This window comes from Micromonospora sp. CA-248089, assembly GCF_050948515.1.
Taxonomy (GTDB): Bacteria; Actinomycetota; Actinomycetes; order Mycobacteriales; family Micromonosporaceae; genus Micromonospora.
In genome coordinates, this window is record NZ_CP192016.1 from 1,807,212 (window position 1) to 1,825,268 (window position 18,057).

Sequence of the window (18,057 nt, forward strand, 5' to 3'; positions counted from 1 at the left end):
GCGTCGGATCAACGTCCGCGGCGCTCCTTGCCGGAGCGGCGCGCGCTGCCCGCCTTCGACAGGCCACGGCTGACCAGGTACGCGCCGGTCAGCGCGGTCAGGTACCACCAGGCCTGGTTCGGGTTGTTGATGTTCAGGCCGTTGGCGGTGGTGCCCTTCCAGAACGCGGCGATCGCGACGAGTGCGACAGCTGCGGCGTACACCCAGAACTCGGTGGTCAGGAACGCCTGCTTCGTCTCCGTACCCGGGGACGGCATCTGCTCCCGGTGGCCGTCGTGCATCGACGGCATGTGCCGGGTCGACGTGTCCTGCATGCTCGACCGGTTCTGGACGTCGGACATCGGCCGGTTCATCGGCCTGGTGGATGCAGCCTGCGTGCTCATCTGGTCCTCCTCAGGATTTGATGAGTCGTACCTGCATACCCTCGCCCCGCTACCGCAGGTCGGCCACGGCGCGGTTCGCGCTCGGTGGCGGGGGCACCCTGGGTCTACCCCTCGCCGGAGACAAGGTAACCGCCGGTGGCGATCTGATGGCCGCCGCGCTCGGCTCGCGGCCGGAAACGGACACCGGGGCGCACACCGGTCCTCCCGCCGCCGGTTCCGGTTTCAGCCACCCACCCTCGGGCACGCCATACCGATACCCCGAGAGAGCTGCGAGGTGGTTGACGTGCGTGAGGACGACATGCGGCAGGACGCCGCCCGGCGGGCCGAGCAGCGGGTCGCCGGAGGCGTGTACGGCGAGGGCGCGCTGGACGAGGTCACGGTGCCGCAGACCGACGTCGAGCGGATGCGGCAGGAACTCGACCCGGACGACCCGGCGGACGTACCCGTCGACCCGACGGTGCTGCGCGACGGCGGACCGACCCGGGGCCAGGGCGCGGTGACCACGACCGGTGGTACTGCGGGTCCGGCGAGTGTGCGCCGGCTGGCCCGGCAGCCCGAGAAGCACCCGGGCAAGGTGGCGCCGACGACTACCGGTGACGCCGGTACGGGTGGCCTGAGCACCCCGGCCGGTGGCTCCACGAGCGACAACTCGTCCACGGGTGCCCAGGTCGGCAACTTCACCGACAACCGGCCCAACCCGGGCTGACCGAGGCGGAACGACGGAGGGGGCGGCACCGATGCCGCCCCCTTTCTGCGTCGATCGGTGGGTGGGGGGGGCTAAGGAGTGCGGAGGATGCCCAGGCGCTGGGTGGCTCTCGTCAGGGCCACGTACAGGTCGCTGTGGCCCCTCGGGGACTCGGAGACGATGCGGGCCGGGTCGACCACCAGCACCGAGTCGAACTCCAGGCCCTTCGCCTGCTCGGTGGTCAGCACCACCACCCGGTTCGCCAGCTCCGGCTGCTCGCCCACCGTCGCCTCCGGCAGCGCCGCCACCACCGCACCACCCAGCTCGGCCACCCGGCCGGTCGGTACCAGCACGCCGAGCCGCCCGTCGCCGAGCGACGCGGCCTCCCGGGCGGTCGCGTCGACAAGCTCGGCCACCAGGCGGTCCGCCGGTACGGTCCGGTCCCACGGCGGTACGCCGGTGGCGCGTACCGAGCGGGGTGGCCGCAGCGCCGGGTCGATCTCGGCGAGCACGTCGGCGGCGACCGCCATGATCTCGGCCGGGGTGCGGTAGCTGACCGTCAGCTCCTCCAGCCGCCACCGGTCCGCCACGTACGGCGCCAGGGCCTCGCCCCACGACGGCGTGCCCGCGAGCGCGCCGGTCTGCGCCACGTCGCCGACGATCGTCATCGACCGGCTCGGGCAGCGGCGCATCAGCAGCCGCCACGCCATCGGCGACAGCTCCTGCGCCTCGTCCACGATCACGTGCCCGAACGCCCAGGTCCGGTCGGCGGCGGCGCGCTGGGCGGTGGTGAGCCGGTCGGACTCCTCCTGCCGCTCGGAGAGCCGGTCGGCGTCGATCAGGTCGGTGACGCCCAGGATCTCACCGCCGTCTGCCTCGTCCTCCACGTCGATGGAGCGGGAGCCACGCCAGATCTCCAGCACGCCCTCGGCGTACTCGCGTTCCAGCGCCCGGATCCGCTCCCGGCGCGCCACGGCGGCGCGCTCGTCCTCGCCGAGCAGCTCGGCGGCCTCGTCCAGCAGCGGCACGTCGGCGGGCGTCCAGCCGCCCGGCTCGCGGTGCAGCGCGGCCCGCTCGGCGTCGGTGAGCATCGGCGCGGCGGTGGCGATCCGCTCCGGCGAGGCGTACAGGTCGGCGAGCAGGCGTTGCGGGGTGAGCACCGGCCACAGCTCGTCCAGCGCGGCCCGGATCTCCGGCTCCTCGCGCAGCTCGCGGCGGATCTCCGCGCGGTCGGCCTCGGAGAGCAGGTTCTCCCCGCCCAGCGGGTCGGCGCCGATCCGTTCGGCCACCTGGTCGGCGAGCGCGTGCACGATCTCCACGTCGAACAGGGCGCGGGCCAGGTTGTGCGGGCGGCCGGTGCGGCGTACCCGGTCGCGGGCCTGCCGCACGGTCTCCGGGTCGAGCGTGAGCACCTCCCGTTGCGGCAGCTCGATGGTGACCGGCTCGTCGGGCACCCACTGCCGGTCCCGAACCGCCGCAGCGAGCACGTCGGCGAGCACCGCGCGGCCCTTCAGCGCCGCGGTGGTGGCCGGCTCCGCGCGGCGGGCGTGTACGCCGGGGAACAGGTCGGCCTGGGTACGCAGCAGCACGCCGGTCTCGGCCAGCGTGGGCAGCACCTGGGAGATGTAGCGCAGGAACGTGGCGTTCGGGCCGACCAGCAGCACACCCCGGGTGGAGAGCTGCTGGCGGTGGGTGTAGAGCAGGTACGCGGCCCGGTGCAGCGCCACCGCCGTCTTGCCGGTACCGGGGCCGCCCTGCACCACCATCACGCCGGGCAGGTCGGCGCGGATGATCCGGTCCTGCTCGGCCTGGATGGTCTCGACGATGTCGCGCATCCGGCCGGTCCGCCCGGCGTTGAGCGCGGCGAGCAGCGACGCCTCGCCGGTCAGCTCCTCGTGCGCGGTGGGGGAGGCGGCGGCGATGTCCAGCACCTCGTCGTTGAGCCCGGTCACCTTGCGGTCGCGGGTCCGCAGGTGGCGCCGGCGGCGTACGCCCTGCGGGTTGGCGGCGGTGGCCAGGTAGAACGGGCGGGCGGCCGGGGCGCGCCAGTCCATCAACAGCGGGTCGTAGTCGCCGGAGGAGTCGAAGATCCCGATCCGGCCGATGTAGCGGACCGCGCCGTCGTCTCCGTCGAGGCGGCCGAAGCACAGGCCGCTCTCCACCGCGGAGAACTGCTCGACCTGGTCGGCGTACATCGCCACTGTCGAGTCGCGCTGCGACCGGGCCTGCTGTGTGCCGCCGGTGTGGCGCAACTCCTCGTCGAGCCGCCGGGCGGCCTGTTCCCGCATGCCGTCCAGCCGGTCGTACAGCATCGAGACGTATTCCTGCTCCCGGCCGATCTCGTCGTCCTGGCGCAGGTCAGCCGACACGTCGGAGTGCGTTGACAATCCGGCTCCTCATTGACTAAAATTGCCGCAGGAATGGCATTCAGAAGCCATTCCTTTTTTGTGCCTGAACTGAGAAAGATAGCGCGTCGGCCGCCACCCGACCAAGCCCGGACACGACTCGGGGCCCGGCCGGCGTCAGCCGACCGAGCCCCGGGCACGGCAGTTCTCAGCCCTTCGCGGCCTCGTAGAGCCGCTCCGGCGTGACCAGACCGGCGATCACCCGGCCGTCGTCGGTCAGCAGCACGCTGAACAGCTTGCCGCTGAGCAGCCGGCCGCTGCCCCAGTCGCCGCTGACCTTCGGCAGGTCGCCGAGCACCTTCGACAGCATCTGGGCGTCCGGCGCGTCCGCGCCGGGCTTCGCGCCGCCGCCGGTCGCCGCATCGCCGATCTTGGCGACCACCACCGTGGTCCAGCCGGTGCCGACGGTACCCACGTCCGGTTTCTCGGCGTCCTTGCGGTCGAACCGCTTCCCGGCCGGTCCGGGCCGCTCGCCCTCGGTCGCCTCGGTGACCTTCACGCCGGGCGGCGGGTTGAACCGGAACTGGTCGGCCTCCGGCGTGCGGAAGTCGACCTGGGTGAACGCCACCTGGAAGGCCGGCTCGTCCTGGCCGTCGGCGAGCACCTGCAGGCGCAGTGGCACGTGCTCCTTCGCGTCGAGCGCGATCCGCACCTGGTGGACCAGGGACGCCTTGTCGCGCGGGGTGAGCACCAGCTCGTACGCGCTGCGCCCGGCCACCGTAGCGGTGCGGCCGACGGTGACCGCCGTGGTCGGGTCGATCGCCTCCAGCGCCCGGTCCGCGGCGTCGGCCGGGGTGGCCGGCACGGTGGCCCGGTCCGGCGCGTCGGCCGGCAGCACCCGGTGCGTGGCGGTGTTCTCCCGGCTGTTCCAGGTCCAGACGTCGCGGCCGTTGCGCAGGATGTCCTGCTCGCCGAGCGTGTCGACCAGCGCGAGCCGCTGCCGGTCCTCGCCGCCGTACCAGACGCGCAGCGTGTGCGTACCGGAGACCAGGCCGGCCAGGTCGTTGCCGGTGGCCTGGCCGGCGAGCGCGGCGATCGGCGGCAGGCCGAGGTCGGCGCGCTGCACCACGGTGCCGGAGAGCCCGTCCAGGCGGGACGTGCGCAGGTCTTCCAGGAGCTGGGCGGCGCTGCGCGGCGGCAGCGCCGGGTCGGCGCCGGCGGCGAACGTGCCGACGGCGGCGCCACCGCCGATCACGGCGACCCCCGCGGTCACCGGGACCAGCCAGCGCAGCACGGCGCGGTTCTTCATCACGGACATAGTGTGCACCTCCTGCGCACCATGCTGCGCGACCGTCGCTGTGACCACGCTGAGGAGATCCCCTACGGGTGACCCCATGGTGGCACCCTGGACCGGTGCGGTTGCTGGTGGTGGAGGACGAGACGCGGCTCGCGGCGGCGCTGCGCCGGGGCCTGTCGGCGGAGGGTTTCGTGGTCGACGTGGCGGCCACCGGCCCGGAGGGGCTGGACGCGGCCCGGCACGGCGAGTACGACGCGATGATCCTCGACGTGATGCTGCCCGGCCTCTCCGGCTACGAGGTGGTCCGCCGGCTGCGCGCCGAGCAGCGCTGGCTGCCGGTGCTGATGCTGTCGGCCAAGGACGGCGAGTACGACCAGGCCGACGGGCTGGACTGCGGCGCCGACGACTATCTCACCAAGCCCTTCTCGTACGTGGTGCTGCTGGCCCGGCTGCGGGCGCTGCTGCGCCGTGGCGCGCCCCGGCGGCCGGCCGTGCTCACCGTCGGCGACCTGCGCCTCGATCCGGCCCGCCGCCGGGTCACCCGGGCCGACACCGAGGTGGTGCTGACCAGCCGCGAGTACGCGCTGCTGGACTACCTGATGCGCCACCCCGGCGAGGTGGTCTCCAAGACCGAGCTGCTCGACCACGTCTGGGACGCCTCGGTCGACACCGCGCCGAACGCGGTGGAGGTCTACGTCGGCTACCTGCGCCGCAAGATCGGCCGGGAGCGGCTGGAGACGGTACGCGGCGCCGGTTACCGGCTGGCCACATGAGCTGGGTACGCGGCCCGCTGCCGCGCCTGGGCCTGCGCGCCCGGCTGCTCGCGCTCGGCGTGCTGGGCTTGGCGGTCGGGTTCGCGTTCGGCGGGACGCTGCTGGTCGGCGCGCTGGGCTGGACGCTGCAGCGCTCGGTCGACGAGGAGGCGCTGCGTACCGCCGACGCGGTAGCGCTGCTGACCGCCGAGGACGCGCTGCCGGACCCGCTGCCGGTGGCCGGCGGGCAGCTGCGGGTGCAGGTGGTCGACGCGCAGGGCCGGATCCGGGCCGCCTCGATCGACGCGGACCGCCTCGTGCCGATGCTCGGCCCGGACGAGCTGCGCCCCGGGCAGCGGCAGCGGCTGGTGGTGGACGGCCGGCGCGCCGGGATGCCCGGCCCGGTCCGGGTGGTCACGGTGCCGGCCGGCACGCCGCAGGAGCCGCGTACGGTGCTGGTCGCCAAGTCGCTCACCGACGTGCGGCACAGCCTGCGCGTGGTCCGCAACCTGCTGCTGGTGGGCTTCCCGCTGCTCGTCGCGGGGCTCGGGCTGGTGGCCTGGCGGGTGGTGGGCGCGACGTTGCGGCCGGTCGAGCAGCTGCGCAGCGGCGCCGCCGAGATCACCGGGCGGGCCGGGGCGGAACGGCTGCCCGTACCGGCCGGGCAGGACGAGATCCACCGGCTCGCGGTCACGCTCAACGACATGCTGGACCGGCTGGCCGCGTCCCGGGACCGGCAGCGGGCGTTCGTCGCCGACGCCGCGCACGAGCTGCGCAGCCCGCTGACGAACATGCGCACCGAGCTGGAGGTGGCGCGCCGCCTCGGCGACGACACCGACTGGCCAGCGGTCGCGGACGACCTGCTCGCCGACACCGAGCGGCTGAGCCGCCTGGTGGACGACCTGCTGCTGCTGGCCCGCCTCGACGAGCAGGACGGCAGGTCGTCCCCGGTCGGCCCGGTCGAGCTGGGTGAGTTGCTGCGCGGCGTGGCCGCCCGCTACCCGTCGCCGCCGGTACGGCTGACGCCGCCGGACGCGCCGCGCTGGGTCGAGGGGGACGCGGGGGAGCTGCGCCGGGTGCTGGTGAACCTGGTGGACAACGCGCTGCGGCACGCCTCCTCGACCGTGGAACTGACAGTGAGCGGGCCGGACGGGGCGTACCACCTGATCACGGTGACCGACGACGGGCCCGGCATCCCGGCGGCGGACCGGGAGCGGGTGTTCGCCCGGTTCACCCGGCTGGACGACGCGCGGGCCCGCGACGCGGGCGGCGCCGGCCTGGGCCTGGCCATCGTGCGCGAGCTGGTGCGCCGGGCCGGTGGCACGGTGGAGCTGGCCGACGCGACGCCCGGCGCCGTCGCGCCGGGGCTGCGCGCGACGGTACGGCTGCCGGTGCTGGCCGAGCCGGACGCGGACTGAGCGGTCAGCGGCGTTTCGTGCAGACCGGCCCGGTGCGGGCGACGGTGTCGGTGGACCACACGAGCGCCACCGTGAAGCAGTAGTCGGTGGTGCGGTCGAGCCCGTAGGCGATGTAGTCGACCGAGCCGGCGGGCAGCGTCGCGAACGTGCCCTGCGGCTGCCCGGAGCGGCCCCCGGCGACCACCACCGGCCCTTCCGCACCGGCCGGGTACGTCCAGCTCAGCACGATGCTGTCGCGCCGGTCGGTGAGCGTGAACCGCCCGGGCGGCGTGCCCGGGGCGGCGGCCGCCGCCGTGGTCGGCGCGGGAGCGGCCGAGGCGGGCGGCGGCGCGCTGGTGGCCGGTGGCGGGGTGTCGCGGCCGTCGTCCACCCGGGACACCCCGGCGATCACCGCGATGGTGCCGAGCAGCAGCGCCACCGCCACGCCGAGCACCACGAGCGGCAGCCAGGGCCGGGCGCGCCGCTCGGCCACCGGTGGCCGGGGCACGTGCACCGGCAGGTAGCGCGACGGCGCCTCGGGCGCGGGCGGCGGCACCCGGCGTACGCCGTCGGGCTCGTCGTCGGTGAGCCCGACCACTGTGGGCGGCAGCGGGTCGGCGCCCGGGCGCCACGGCTGCTCGGCCGGGTCGTCGGGCGGCCACGGGTAGTCGTCGAACCCGTCGGCCTCGGGCGCGGTCCGCGGTGTCGGGACGTGCGCGGTCTCGGCGGCCCGGCCGGGCGGGTGGTAGAGCGGCGTCTCGACGGGTTCGTCGAGCGCGGGCGGCGAGTACGGCGGCAGGTCGTGCGGGCCCTCGGTGGGCGGTGGTACCCGGGCGGCGGGCACCACCGGCGTGGTCCGGGCGGGCGGCGGCTCGGGCGCCGGGGCCGGGGCGGGCGCGGGGCAGACGTGGTCCGGGTCGGCGGCGGCCCGGGCCAGCCCTGCTACCTGGGCGGCGAGCGGGTCGTCGGAGTCCAGGTGCAGGCGGCACAGCTCCTCGGCGAGCGTCAGGTGCTCGTGCGAGTCGGCGTACCGGCCGCAGTCGCGTTCCATCGCGCCGAGCTTCGCCAGCATCTTGATGCCGCTGGGGTGGCCGTCGCCGTAGACCTCCCGGTGCAGCTCCCAGGCGTCCTGCAACCGGTCACGGGCCACCTCGCACTGGCCGCGCGCGTACTCCACGGTGGCCAGGTCGGCGTGCGCGGCCAGCACCCGCTGCGACTCCGGGCCGTCGCGGGCGGTCAGCTCGATGATCACGTCGGAGTAGAGCCGGGCGGCCCGGGCGTCGCTGCCGACCCGGTGCAGCACCGCGGCGAGCGTCGCGGCGGCGGTGACGGTGCGCTCGTCGGAGCGGCCGAACAGCCGGGTGGCCGCCGCGTACGCGAACGCGGCCCAGCCGCGGGCGGAGTGCGGCTCGCCCAGTGCGACCAGCACCCGGGCCTGGAGGCCGGCCGCCTCGGCCAGCTCGGGGGAGGCGTTGCCGGGGCGGGGATCGGCGTCGCTGAGCGCGTCGGCGAGCAGCCGCTCCGCGCCGGTGAGATCGCCTTCGGACACCAGTTGGTGCGCCTGGACGGTCAGGTCAGCGAAGCCGGAGGACACGCCCCATCGTGCTCGTCCGGCGACGGTATGTACAAGCCCCGGAGTGGATCAGTTTGGTCCCGAATCCGTCAGGTGGTCGGCGAGCGTCTCGCTGATCCGGCGGAGCTGGTCGACCTGGGCCGGGCTGAGCGCGTCGAACAGGTGCCGACGTACCCCCTCGACGTGGCCGGGCGCGGCGGCGGCCAGGGTCGCGAAGCCCTCGTCGGTGAGCACGGCGATCTGCCCGCGCCGGTCGGTGGGGCAGTCCTCGCGGCGGATCCAGCCGGACGCCTCCAGCCGGGCGGCGGCGTGCGAGAGCCGACTGCGCGAGGAGCCGGTCAGCTCGGCCAGCTCGCTCATCCGCAGCCGCCGGTCCGGGGCCTCGGAGAGGCGGACCAGGATCTCGTAGTACGCGTGCGGCATGCCCGCGTCGCGTTGCAGCTCGCGGTCGAGCGTCTCCATCAGCGCCCGGGAGGCGGTCAGGAAGGCACGCCAGGTCCGCTGCTCGTCGGGGTCCAGCCACCGGGTCATGACGCCCATCATACTGCCGATAGTTGAACGTTCAACAAAATCGGGGTACGGTCGGTGGCATGGGCATCCACCGACTCAATCACGCCGTTCTCTACGTCAGTGACCTGGAACGCAGCGTCGCCTTCTACCGCGACGTACTGGGCTTCCGCCGGGTCCCGATGACGCCCGAGGGCTTCCGCGGCGCCGCGTTCCTCCAGGCGCCCGACTCCACCAACGACCACGACCTCGGCCTGTTCGAGATCGGTGCGGCGGCCGGGGCGTCCCAGGCCGGCCGGGCCACCGTCGGCCTCTACCACCTGGCCTGGGAACTGGACACGCTCGACGAGCTGGGCGCCACCGCCGAGCGGCTGGCCGCCGCCGGAGCGCTGGTCGGCGCGTCCGACCACGGCACCACCAAGAGCCTCTACGGCCGCGACCCGGACGGGCTGGAGTTCGAGATCGTCTGGATCGTCCCGGCCGACCTGCTCGACGACGCCGCGCTCGCCGCGCGTACCCGCATCGGGCGGCTCGACCTCGACCGCGAGCGGCAGCGCTACGGCGGGCAGACCCGCGGCGGCGTGGGCATCTCCGTCCCGGTCTGAGCGGGGTTCACGGCCGGGCCGCCGCGCCGTGCGGTAGAAACGGCACCATGTCCACCGACGCCGTCCTGCGCGAACTGCTCGTCCGCCGGCTCGACCACTGGCTCCCCGCCGCGCTGCACCGGGCGCGGCGGGCCACGCTCGCGCTCGCGTACGCCGGAGGTGACGCCACCGGTGCCCAGGAGGCGCTGCGGGTGGTGGCCGAGTTCGCCGACCGGCTGCGCGGGCGGCAGCTGACCGTGCTGGTGGTGGCCGACGACGGCACCGACCTGCCGACGCGGCTCGGTGCCGCCGAGGCCGCGCTCCCCGCCGACGTCGCGGTGCATCTGGTCCCCGGTAGCCCGGACCGGCTGCCGGTGGCGCTCAAGGCCGCCGGTGCGGCCGGCGCGCCGCTGCTCACAGTGGCCGACGGCGCCGACCCGGACCCGGCCCTGCTCGCCGCCGCCGGGTCCGGACGCCCGGCCGAGCTGCTCCTGGTGACCGAGCCCGGCCGGTCGCTGCGCCCGGCGCTCACCGGCGCCGGGTTCCCGCTCGTCACCGAGGTCGAGCTGGTGCCCGACGGGGACGGCCCGGCGCGGCTGCTCGGCTACGGCACCGGCTCCGACCGAGGGCTGGAGGCGGTGAAGGACGCGCTCTGGGCGGTCGACGAGTACGCGGGCGTGCGCTACCGCGACCCGGCCGACCCGCAGGGCCGGCTGCTCGACATCTCCCTCGACCCCGACCCCGGCCCGCTGCGCCGGGAACTGCTGGCCGAGCTGGCCCGCTCCGGCCCGCGTACGGTCACCGAGCTGCGCCGCTTCGCCGCCACATCGACCGTCTACCGGGCCGCCGACGCCAACCGGGCGCTGGCGTCGCTGCTCGCCTCCGGCGCGGTGACCCGCGACCCCGAGCACGGCCGGCTCGGCGGGGACGTGCTGATCAGCGCCGTCCCGCACGCTGGGTCATCTGCTTGACCACTATCGACGCTCCGGTGGCGACCACCCCGATGCTGAACACCATCTGCGCGCACACCGCCACCCGGGCGATCTGCCCCTGGGCGTGCACGTCGCCGTAGCCGACAGTGGTGAGCGTCGCGAGCGCGAAGTAGAGCGCGTCGACCCGGGTCCGCAGGCCGACGAACTCGCCGGGCCGGGTGTTCGCCACCACGTAGTCGCCGAGCGCGAAGACCAGCAGCCCGGCGATCAGCGCGACCGCGAGCCGGGTCAGTGCCCGGTCCTCGTCCCGGCCGGTCGGCTGGTCCTTGACGAGCTGGCGGCGGACCTGGCCGGTGACCAGGAACGCGATCACGGCAACCAGGACCGCCGTGCCGATCGAGCGCAGGGCCAGCCGCAGGCCGTTCGGATCGGCCTCGACCGGCACCAGGAAGTAGCCGACCAGCATGAGCGCGCAGGCCGCCAGGGCCCGCCGTCGCAACCGCCGCAGTAACACGTCCGCCATGCGGCGATTCTCCGGTCACCGGGACGCCCTGGCCGGCGGAACCGCGAACCTGGCGCAGACGACGAGCGGGGTGCCGACGGTCAGCCGGCACCCCGCTCGTCGCCTGGGAAGTTCAGGCCTTGTCCTGCTTCCACGACAGCGGCCCCGGAAGGTCCACGCGGTGGGCGCGGGTGTTCGAGTTCCAGGACCAACGGCCGATCTTGATGCTCCACGACGAGAAGCCGTTCTGGGTGAAGTGGAGGATCAGCGGTCCGAACTTCTTACGCTTGCGGAACTGGACGCCCATCGGGGGTGCCTCCTTCGTCTCCCTGCCTCTGCAGTCGTCTGCATGCCTTCGCGGCATCGAACATGCCCGTATCAACGATTCGCGAAACCCTGCCCGCTCCGCTCTGGACGGTGGGACTGCCACCGGGCAGAATCTCTATTCAACGGGTAGGTGTTAAGGAGTCGTAGATGCTGGTAGAGACGGTTAGTAACAATGCCAGCGACGAAAGTCTCACTCTCTGGAAGAGCGTTGACCGGCGCGGTGAGCGGTCGGCAGCATGAGTGCCGGTCGCCCCGCATCGCTTCCCTCATCCGGGGGTACCGAGAGAGAACACAGCGCCGCAGCTGCTACCCCTGGACTGGAGGCTCTCGTGGACCACGTGCATGCACCGTCACGTCGTGAGCTGGTGTCGTCATGACCACCCTGGACCGGCCCGGCGCCGCCACCGTCGAGCTGCGCCCGGTCGACGTCGACTCGTTCCGCGGCCTGCTGCGCCGCCAGGCGTCCACGGTCACCGTGGTCACCACCCCCGGCCTGCGCGGCAACCGGATGCGGGCGGACCTGCCACCGGCCGGATTCACCGCCACCGCGTTCACCTCGGTGTCGCTCGACCCGCCGCTGGTCTCGGTCTGCCTCGGCCGCGCGTCCTCGACCTGGCCCACCGTCGAGCAGGCCGAGCACGTCGCCGTGCACCTGCTCGCCGCCGGGCAGCAGGAACTCGCGCAGATCTTCGCCACCAGCGGCATCGACCGGTTCAGCGCCCACCCGGGCTGGACCACCGGGCCGTTCGGCGTGCCCCTGATCGGCGACGCGCTCGCCGTGCTGCTGTGCCGGGTGGTACGCCGGCTCGACGCGGGCGACCACACCATCCTGCTCGGCGAACCGCTCGCCCTCGGCGCGGGCGAGGACGGCGACCCGCTGCTGCACGACGGCGACCGCTGCGCCGGCGCGCTCGGCGACTGGCCCGAGGCGTGGTGACCACCGCCGCCGACGAGTTGATCGCGCTCGACCGGGCCGCCCAGGACCTGCTGTTCCGGGCGGCCCGCACCGCAAACGCGTTCACCGACGAGCCGGTCGGCGACGAGCACGTCCGCGCCGTCCACGACCTGGTCCGGTACGGCCCGACCGCGATGAACGCCCAGCCGCTGCGGGTGCTGCTGCTGCGCTCCGCGCACGCCCGGGCGCGGCTGCTGCCGTACGTCAGCACCGGCAACCGGGACAAGACGGCGACCGCGCCGCTGACCGCGGTGCTCGCCGCCGACGTGGACTGGCACGACCGGCTGCCCGAGCTGTTCCCGCACCGCCCCGGCGCCCGCGACTGGTTCGCCGGCGACCCGGCGGGCCGGGAGGCGCAGGCCCGGTTCAACGCCGCGCTCCAGATCGGCTACCTGATCGTCGGCGTACGCGCCGCCGGGCTGGCCGCCGGCCCGATGGCCGGCTTCGACGCGGCCGGGGTGGAACGGGAGTTCTTCCCCGACGGGCGGCACCGGGTGCTGCTGCTGATGAACATCGGCCGCCCGGCGCCGGACGCCTGGCGGGAACGACTGCCGCGCCTGTCCTACGACGACGTGGTCAGCACGCTGTGATCAGCGGGGCTCCCACGCGTCCGGCTGGGCGGTCAGCTTGCGCACATGGGCCGGCAGCCGGCCGCTGACCAGCTCGTCCAGGCTGACCTCGTCGACCACCCGGCGCACCGAGGCGCGCACCGCCACCCAGAGGCGGGGCAGGTTCTCCGCCGCCCCCTCGTACCGGGTCTCCTCGGGGCGCAGCCCGCGTACCCCGGCGAGCGGACCGTCGACGGCGCGCAACACGTGCCCGATGGTGATCTCGCGCGGCGGCCGGGCCAGCGTGTACCCGCCCTCGGCGCCGCGCTGGGCCCGGACCACCCCGGCCCGGCGCATGTCGGCCAGGACCGCCTCGAGGAACTTGCGCGGCATGTCCTGCTCCGCCGCGATGGCCTGGGTGGACAGCAGTGTGGGGTACGCGGTGGCCAGGCTCAGGGCTGCCCGGACCGCGTAGTCGCCGCGCGCGGAGATCTGCACAGTGCCATCATGCCTGGCCGGTCGGGGCGGGGGAGTCGGCGGGCGGCCGGGGTCGCACCAGACGGACGGGCAGCGGGCGCTCGCGCTCGGCCCGGAACGTCCCCGGGCTCACCCCGACCTCCCGGGTGAAGAAGCGGCCGAAGTTCGTCGGCTCGGGAAAACCCAGCTCCCGGCCGATCGCGGCGATCGACTCGTCGGTGGCGGCCAGCAGCCGGCACGCCTGCAACGCGACCCGCTCGTCGATCACCTGCTTGGCGCTGCGGCCGGTCACCGCCAGGCAGGCCCGGGTCAGGGTACGCACCGAACAGCCGAGCCGGGCGGCGTAGTCCTCCACCCGGCGGGTGTGCCGGTAGTCGCGTTCCACCTCGCGGCACAACCGCCGGAACGTCTCCGTCTCGGCCCGGGGCGTCGCGGCGTTGCCCGGATGCGGAAGCAGGCTCAGCCGCAGCAGCAGGACGGCGAGCTGGTGGCGCAGCAGCGCCGCGGCGGCCGGCACCAGCGCGTGCCGGTCGGCGTCCACGGCGAGCTGGCTCACCTCGCTGATCACCGCGTCCTCGTCCTCACCGGCGAGCTGACGGTGGGCCGGCACCGCGTCCGGGTCGACGTCGAGGCCGCGCAGCGCCTCCGGCCGCCAGCTCACCACAGTCGCGTCGAGCTGCGCGCCGACGAACCGCAGGGCCTGGCCGGGATGCGCGCGCAGCAGCGTGCCCGGACGGCAGGGGACCGGCCGGAAGTCCAGCTCGGCGGTGCCGTGGCCGTGGGTGACCAGCACCAGCAGATCACGGTCGAGCAGGACCGGGCGGGGCCAGCCGGGCTCGGCGGGGAGGTCGCCGAGCACACCGGTGACGATCTCGTCGGTGCCGGGGCGGAGCTCCGGCAGGCCGGTGCGGGTGGCCGGGGAGGGCTGACCGGTAGTGACCATCATCCCGACGGTAACCGGAGCGCCCGCACGTTGCATCTCGACGGTTTCGCCCGCTCGGGGGCGCTCTTGTCGGCACCCGAGGCGGACGGTTAGGTTACCGATCGGTAAGACCCGGGCCGGCGTGCGTTGCGCACCCGGCCACGCGGCCCCGGCCGACCGGCCCGCGGCCGGGCGACGGCGATGGGATGGGCATGACGGATCTGTTCTCGGTCGACGGCAAGACGGTCCTGGTCACCGGCGGCTCACGCGGGATCGGACTGATGATCGCGCGCGGCTTCGTCCGGGCCGGCGCCAAGGTGATCATCTCCTCGCGCAAGGCGGATGTGTGCGAATCGGTCGCCAAGGAACTCTCCGCCGAGGGGCACTGCGAGGCGATCCCGGCCGACCTGGGCAGCGACGTGGGCGCGCTGGCGCTGGCCGAGGCCGTGCGGGAACGCCACGACCGGCTGCACGTGCTCGTCAACAACGCCGGCGCCACCTGGGGCGCGCCGCTGGAGGAGTACCCGGAGAGCGCCTTCGACAAGCTCTGGGCGGTGAACGTCAAGGCCGTCTTCCGGCTCACCACCGCGCTGCTGCCGCAACTGCGCGCCGCCGCGGGCGCCGACGACCCGTCCCGCGTGATCAACATCGGGTCGATCGACGGCATCCGGGTGCCGTGGATGGAGGTGTACGCGTACTCGGCCACCAAGGCGGCGGTGCACATGCTCACCCGTGGCCTCGCGCACCAGCTCGCCGGTGAGCAGATCACCGTCAACGCGATCGCGCCCGGACCGTTCGAGAGCAAGATGATGGCGTTCGCGCTGGACGACCCCGAGTCGCGCGCGGCCATCGAGCAGCAGGTGCCGCTGGGCCGGATCGGCCGCCCCGAGGACATGGCGGGCACGGCGATCTACCTGGCGTCGCGGGCAGGCGCGTACCTGACCGGAGCGGTCATCCCGGTCGACGGCGGGATCACCACGCGCGGCTGACGCGTACCCCCGGTTGCAGACGGCCCGGGGCCGCGCGGACTCGGCAGATCCGCGCGGCCCCGGGTGCCGCCGTGTCAGCGACCGGCCAGCAGCCGGTTCACCGCGGTGTCGACGTCCAGGTGCTCGGCCTCGCGGCCGCGCGGGACGACGACGTAGGTCCGGCGCAGGAAGCGCACCAGCACGCTGCGCGGGACCTCGAACAGGGCGTTGCCGTCCGGGGACGACAGCGCGAGCGCGACGAAGTCGCCGCGCGGCGTGGCCCACGGCCAGACCCGCACATCACCGATGCCGGCCGGTTCGTCGAGCCCGGTGACCAGCAGTTCGCGAGCGAACGACCAGCTCACCGCCTCGCCGCCGGCGGACTCGGCATGGAACAGGACATGGACCGCATACGGGTCAGCAGGGTCGTAACGCAGACTGGCACGCACCGGCAAGGCGGTGGCGTCAGGCGCGACGAGCCTTAGCGACGTCTCGACCTCTACGGTCGTCGGTCGGATGACACTCATGGACGTTCTCCCCCCGGCACCGCTGCGGAACGCGCGTGTCCCGCTTTTCCCATACTCAGGTGCTGCTCCTGGCTACGCTCCGCCATACGCTGACTTCACCCAGTGGTGGGAAGGGGTTCCGAAAGCCCCTCCGGGACCGCTCGGCCCGGCGTAGGATTTCTGGTTCCGCCCACTGCGTCGTTCCGCCCGGCAACGGGTGGTTCAGTCGTCGACTTACTCCGGTAACGTCCAGTCGTGAGCAGGGGTGACGGTCCCGCGCGACACTGGGGGTGGAAATGGTCACGAGGGGCTCCTCGGTGACGTCGCGGACCACGGCCGAATCGCCAAAAGGTGCGGCCCGAGCAGCCGAAAGTCGGGGGTACGAGGTGCCGGTGGAAGGGCGGTCGCAAGGCGCTCTCATGGAGCAGCGCCGCCGGCGACGGGGCTGGCGCGGGCGCCTGCACACCACGCTCGACCTCATCCGCGCCAACCCCACCGGCCGCGTCGCCCTGAAGATCTTCATCGGCATCCTCGGCGCCATCGTCGTGACGGTCGGCATCGCGCTGATCCCACTGCCCGGCCCCGGGTGGCTGCTGGTCATCGCCGGCCTCGGCGTCTGGGCGGTCGAGTTCCACTGGGCGCGACGGCTGCTCGCCTTCACCCGCCGGCACGTCAACTCCTGGACGCGCTGGGTGAAGCAGCGGTCACTGGGGGTGCGGTTCGTGCTCGGGGCGGTAGGGCTCGCGTTCGTGTCGGTGGTGGTGTGGCTGTCGCTCAAGTACAGCTTCGGCATCGACGTGGTGGCGGAGGCGCTGCACTACCTCGCGACGCACTGAGGCCCGGTTTTTGGTCCGGGCGGGTGATCGGGTAGAGTCATGCGCGCTGAGGGCGATTAGCTCAGCGGGAGAGCGCTTCGTTCACACCGAAGAGGTCACTGGTTCGATCCCAGTATCGCCCACCGTAGATGTACGCAGGTCAGAAGCCCGTTACCGGACAACCGGTAACGGGCTTCGCCGCTGTTGCCCCTTAAATTGGGAGCAGATTGGGAGCATGGCGCTCCCGCCCTATGGTCTCCTGGCAGCCCCTACAGTCCTCGGTGGGCGCTCGTCGGCGCCCACTCACTCGGGTCGATTGTTGGTGAACTCCACCCCCGAGCAGCTTGGACACTTCTCCTGCGGTCCGAAGCGACTGCAGTGCCGGGTACCACCCGTCCGACGGCCTCCGGCAGCGTCGACTTCCGGCGAGGCTGGCCCCAAGACTCGGATACCGCGGGCGGGTCCGCGACTCTGACTCAGGTGATCGAACCGCGGTCTCGCTCGGGCAAGACCGGCGAGGTCGAGAGCTTCACGCCGGCATCCCACAAGGATGGCCCAATCCAGGACCGTGGTGGTGCCTGGCGAGACCGGGAAGTTGGCCGGTGACGGCCGGGGTATCGGCGGGTTGCGAAATGCGATTACTCTTTGCATGGATCACACTACAGAGCTAGGGGGAGGGTGGCGTGACCGAAGAAGCCGCGGCTATAGGGGACACCGATGTGGTGCCGCTGCGCGTAGGCGGGCATGTGGTCTACCTGGCCAGTTCGATGGTGCGACCGGGTATCAGCAGCGATGAGGTGGAGGTGTCCTCTCGTCCGCCTAGCCTGGATGATGCGTTGGCCGGGCTGGCAGCGTTCGCTGCCAAGGTTGGGGACAGCCTGCGGGAGGCCGACGTCACGCGGCTTACGGTCGAGTTCAGCTGCGAGTTCGCCGTCGAGTCGGGGAAGTTGGTGGCGGTTGTCGGCAAGACGTCGGCGAAGTCTGGCGTCAAGGTGGGCCTTGAATGGAACAGATCCAAGCCCTAGCCGCCAGCGCTGACGCCAGTTGGGAAGAACTTCTACAGGCCGCCACGGTAGCTATCGAAGTCCCGTCACCCAACGGAGCGGAGCCCCGTCGAGGCACCGGCTTCATCTGCGCCCCAGGCGTCGTCGCCACATGCGCTCATGTTTTGACCGACCACGGTCAGCCCTTGCCTGACGTGGTGAAAGGCCGCGCGGTTGCCGCCGAGGCCCAACTGGTGCTCGGTGCGTCTGCCGATCGGTTCTTCCGCACGTCGGCGGGCTTAGACCTTGCCTTTCTGGCGGTCCAGGAGGCCTCGGCGGTGGTCGACCTGCCACCGGTCCTGCCCAGTTCGGTGGTCGCTGTCGGCGACGCGCTATGGGCGTATGGACACCCGGACGGCATGTTCCGGGCTGGCCAGCCGGCCAGCTTCGTCTACGAAGGGCAGTCCAGGCGCAGCGAGCAGGACCCCCTGCGGTTACTGCGTATGCAGGGGACCGCTGTCAGCGCGGGCTTCAGTGGCAGCCCGGTGGTGAACCGGCGCACGGGCGCTGTCTGTGGAATGATCTGCACGGCCAGTTCC

General features: G+C 73.4%; 20 protein-coding genes, 1 tRNA gene and 1 pseudogene. 12 read left to right on the top strand and 10 right to left on the bottom strand.

The window, feature by feature from the left end; all coding sequences use genetic code 11:
• Nucleotides 1-8: 8 nt before the first annotated feature.
• Nucleotides 9-383: a hypothetical protein gene (locus ACQP26_RS08795; protein ID WP_433495397.1), complete on the bottom strand. Its 375-nt coding sequence runs from the start codon at nt 381-383 to the stop codon at nt 9-11.
• A 283-nt stretch (nt 384-666) separates the two neighbouring features.
• On the opposite strand from ACQP26_RS08795, the gene ACQP26_RS08800 reads away from it, so the two are divergent.
• Nucleotides 667-1,089, top strand: coding sequence for a hypothetical protein (locus tag ACQP26_RS08800; protein ID WP_269701057.1), 423 nt, complete (start codon nt 667-669; stop codon nt 1,087-1,089).
• 71 nt (nt 1,090-1,160) lie between these two features.
• Here the strand turns inward: ACQP26_RS08800 and ACQP26_RS08805 are convergent, their stop codons facing one another.
• On the bottom strand, nt 1,161-3,380 hold the full coding sequence (locus ACQP26_RS08805; protein ID WP_269706885.1) for a HelD family protein: 2,220 nt from the start codon (nt 3,378-3,380) through the stop codon (nt 1,161-1,163).
• Between the two features lie 241 nt (nt 3,381-3,621).
• Nucleotides 3,622-4,731 (bottom strand): LolA family protein, encoded by a 1,110-nt coding sequence (locus ACQP26_RS08810; protein WP_433495398.1) that lies wholly within the window; start codon nt 4,729-4,731, stop codon nt 3,622-3,624.
• Between the two features lie 95 nt (nt 4,732-4,826).
• Here ACQP26_RS08810 and ACQP26_RS08815 point away from each other — a divergent pair, with 95 nt between their 5' ends.
• Both ACQP26_RS08815 and ACQP26_RS08820 read left to right on the top strand, forming a co-directional pair.
• Nucleotides 4,827-5,483 carry a response regulator transcription factor gene (locus ACQP26_RS08815; protein WP_433495399.1) on the top strand — a complete coding sequence of 219 codons (657 nt, stop codon included), beginning with the start codon at nt 4,827-4,829 and terminating at the stop codon, nt 5,481-5,483.
• Nucleotides 5,480-6,880, top strand: coding sequence for a sensor histidine kinase (locus tag ACQP26_RS08820; RefSeq protein WP_433495400.1), 1,401 nt, complete (start codon nt 5,480-5,482; stop codon nt 6,878-6,880). The genes ACQP26_RS08815 and ACQP26_RS08820 overlap by 4 nt, the downstream gene beginning before the upstream one ends.
• Nucleotides 6,881-6,884: 4 nt before the next feature.
• Here the strand turns inward: ACQP26_RS08820 and ACQP26_RS08825 are convergent, their stop codons facing one another.
• Both ACQP26_RS08825 and ACQP26_RS08830 read right to left on the bottom strand, forming a co-directional pair.
• A complete protein-coding gene (locus ACQP26_RS08825; RefSeq protein WP_433495401.1) occupies nt 6,885-8,453 on the bottom strand; it encodes a tetratricopeptide repeat protein in 1,569 nt (522 codons plus the stop codon).
• Between the two features lie 48 nt (nt 8,454-8,501).
• The gene (locus ACQP26_RS08830) at nt 8,502-8,972 is read right to left on the bottom strand and encodes a MarR family winged helix-turn-helix transcriptional regulator (RefSeq protein ID WP_269701051.1); all 471 of its coding nucleotides are present in this window, start codon (nt 8,970-8,972) and stop codon (nt 8,502-8,504) included.
• A 50-nt stretch (nt 8,973-9,022) separates the two neighbouring features.
• Here ACQP26_RS08830 and ACQP26_RS08835 point away from each other — a divergent pair, with 50 nt between their 5' ends.
• On the top strand, nt 9,023-9,544 hold the full coding sequence (locus ACQP26_RS08835) for a VOC family protein (RefSeq protein ID WP_269701050.1): 522 nt from the start codon (nt 9,023-9,025) through the stop codon (nt 9,542-9,544).
• A gap of 47 nt (nt 9,545-9,591) precedes the next feature.
• Nucleotides 9,592-10,494, top strand: a complete 903-nt coding sequence (locus tag ACQP26_RS08840) for a hypothetical protein (RefSeq protein WP_433495402.1) — start codon at nt 9,592-9,594, stop codon at nt 10,492-10,494.
• Here the strand turns inward: ACQP26_RS08840 and ACQP26_RS08845 are convergent.
• A complete protein-coding gene (locus tag ACQP26_RS08845) occupies nt 10,460-10,978 on the bottom strand; it encodes a potassium channel family protein (protein WP_269701048.1) in 519 nt (172 codons plus the stop codon). The genes ACQP26_RS08840 and ACQP26_RS08845 overlap by 35 nt on opposite strands.
• Nucleotides 10,979-11,090: 112 nt before the next feature.
• Nucleotides 11,091-11,264, bottom strand: coding sequence for a DUF4236 domain-containing protein (locus ACQP26_RS08850; protein WP_269701047.1), 174 nt, complete (start codon nt 11,262-11,264; stop codon nt 11,091-11,093).
• A 393-nt stretch (nt 11,265-11,657) separates the two neighbouring features.
• On the opposite strand from ACQP26_RS08850, the gene ACQP26_RS08855 reads away from it, so the two are divergent.
• The gene (locus ACQP26_RS08855; RefSeq protein ID WP_269701045.1) at nt 11,658-12,221 is read left to right on the top strand and encodes a flavin reductase family protein; all 564 of its coding nucleotides are present in this window, start codon (nt 11,658-11,660) and stop codon (nt 12,219-12,221) included.
• Nucleotides 12,218-12,829, top strand: coding sequence for a malonic semialdehyde reductase (locus ACQP26_RS08860; protein ID WP_433495403.1), 612 nt, complete (start codon nt 12,218-12,220; stop codon nt 12,827-12,829). Before ACQP26_RS08855 ends, ACQP26_RS08860 begins: the two co-directional genes overlap by 4 nt.
• Here ACQP26_RS08860 and ACQP26_RS08865 read toward each other — a convergent pair whose 3' ends face one another.
• Both ACQP26_RS08865 and ACQP26_RS08870 read right to left on the bottom strand, forming a co-directional pair.
• Nucleotides 12,830-13,285: an RrF2 family transcriptional regulator gene (locus tag ACQP26_RS08865; protein ID WP_281578572.1), complete on the bottom strand. Its 456-nt coding sequence runs from the start codon at nt 13,283-13,285 to the stop codon at nt 12,830-12,832.
• Nucleotides 13,286-13,292: 7 nt separating this feature from the next.
• Nucleotides 13,293-14,210 (bottom strand): helix-turn-helix transcriptional regulator, encoded by a 918-nt coding sequence (locus ACQP26_RS08870; RefSeq protein ID WP_433495404.1) that lies wholly within the window; start codon nt 14,208-14,210, stop codon nt 13,293-13,295.
• Between the two features lie 188 nt (nt 14,211-14,398).
• Here ACQP26_RS08870 and ACQP26_RS08875 point away from each other — a divergent pair, with 188 nt between their 5' ends.
• On the top strand, nt 14,399-15,175 hold the full coding sequence (locus ACQP26_RS08875) for a glucose 1-dehydrogenase (protein ID WP_433495405.1): 777 nt from the start codon (nt 14,399-14,401) through the stop codon (nt 15,173-15,175).
• A 74-nt stretch (nt 15,176-15,249) separates the two neighbouring features.
• Here ACQP26_RS08875 and ACQP26_RS08880 read toward each other — a convergent pair whose 3' ends face one another.
• Nucleotides 15,250-15,681 carry an SsgA family sporulation/cell division regulator gene (locus tag ACQP26_RS08880; RefSeq protein WP_007457244.1) on the bottom strand — a complete coding sequence of 144 codons (432 nt, stop codon included), beginning with the start codon at nt 15,679-15,681 and terminating at the stop codon, nt 15,250-15,252.
• A 275-nt stretch (nt 15,682-15,956) separates the two neighbouring features.
• Between ACQP26_RS08880 and ACQP26_RS08885 the strand changes: the two genes are divergently transcribed.
• The 4 genes and pseudogenes from ACQP26_RS08885 to ACQP26_RS08900 all read left to right on the top strand — a co-directional run.
• Nucleotides 15,957-16,496 carry a TIGR02611 family protein gene (locus ACQP26_RS08885; protein ID WP_433496109.1) on the top strand — a complete coding sequence of 180 codons (540 nt, stop codon included), beginning with the start codon at nt 15,957-15,959 and terminating at the stop codon, nt 16,494-16,496.
• 50 nt (nt 16,497-16,546) lie between these two features.
• Nucleotides 16,547-16,618, top strand: a tRNA-Val gene (locus ACQP26_RS08890).
• A gap of 540 nt (nt 16,619-17,158) precedes the next feature.
• Nucleotides 17,159-17,500, top strand: a complete 342-nt coding sequence (locus tag ACQP26_RS08895) for a CU044_2847 family protein (protein WP_357155247.1) — start codon at nt 17,159-17,161, stop codon at nt 17,498-17,500.
• Nucleotides 17,479-17,979 (top strand): annotated as a pseudogene (locus ACQP26_RS08900) (S1 family peptidase); the annotation flags it as partial. The gene ACQP26_RS08895 and the pseudogene ACQP26_RS08900, both read left to right, overlap by 22 nt.
• Nucleotides 17,980-18,057 lie beyond the last annotated feature (78 nt).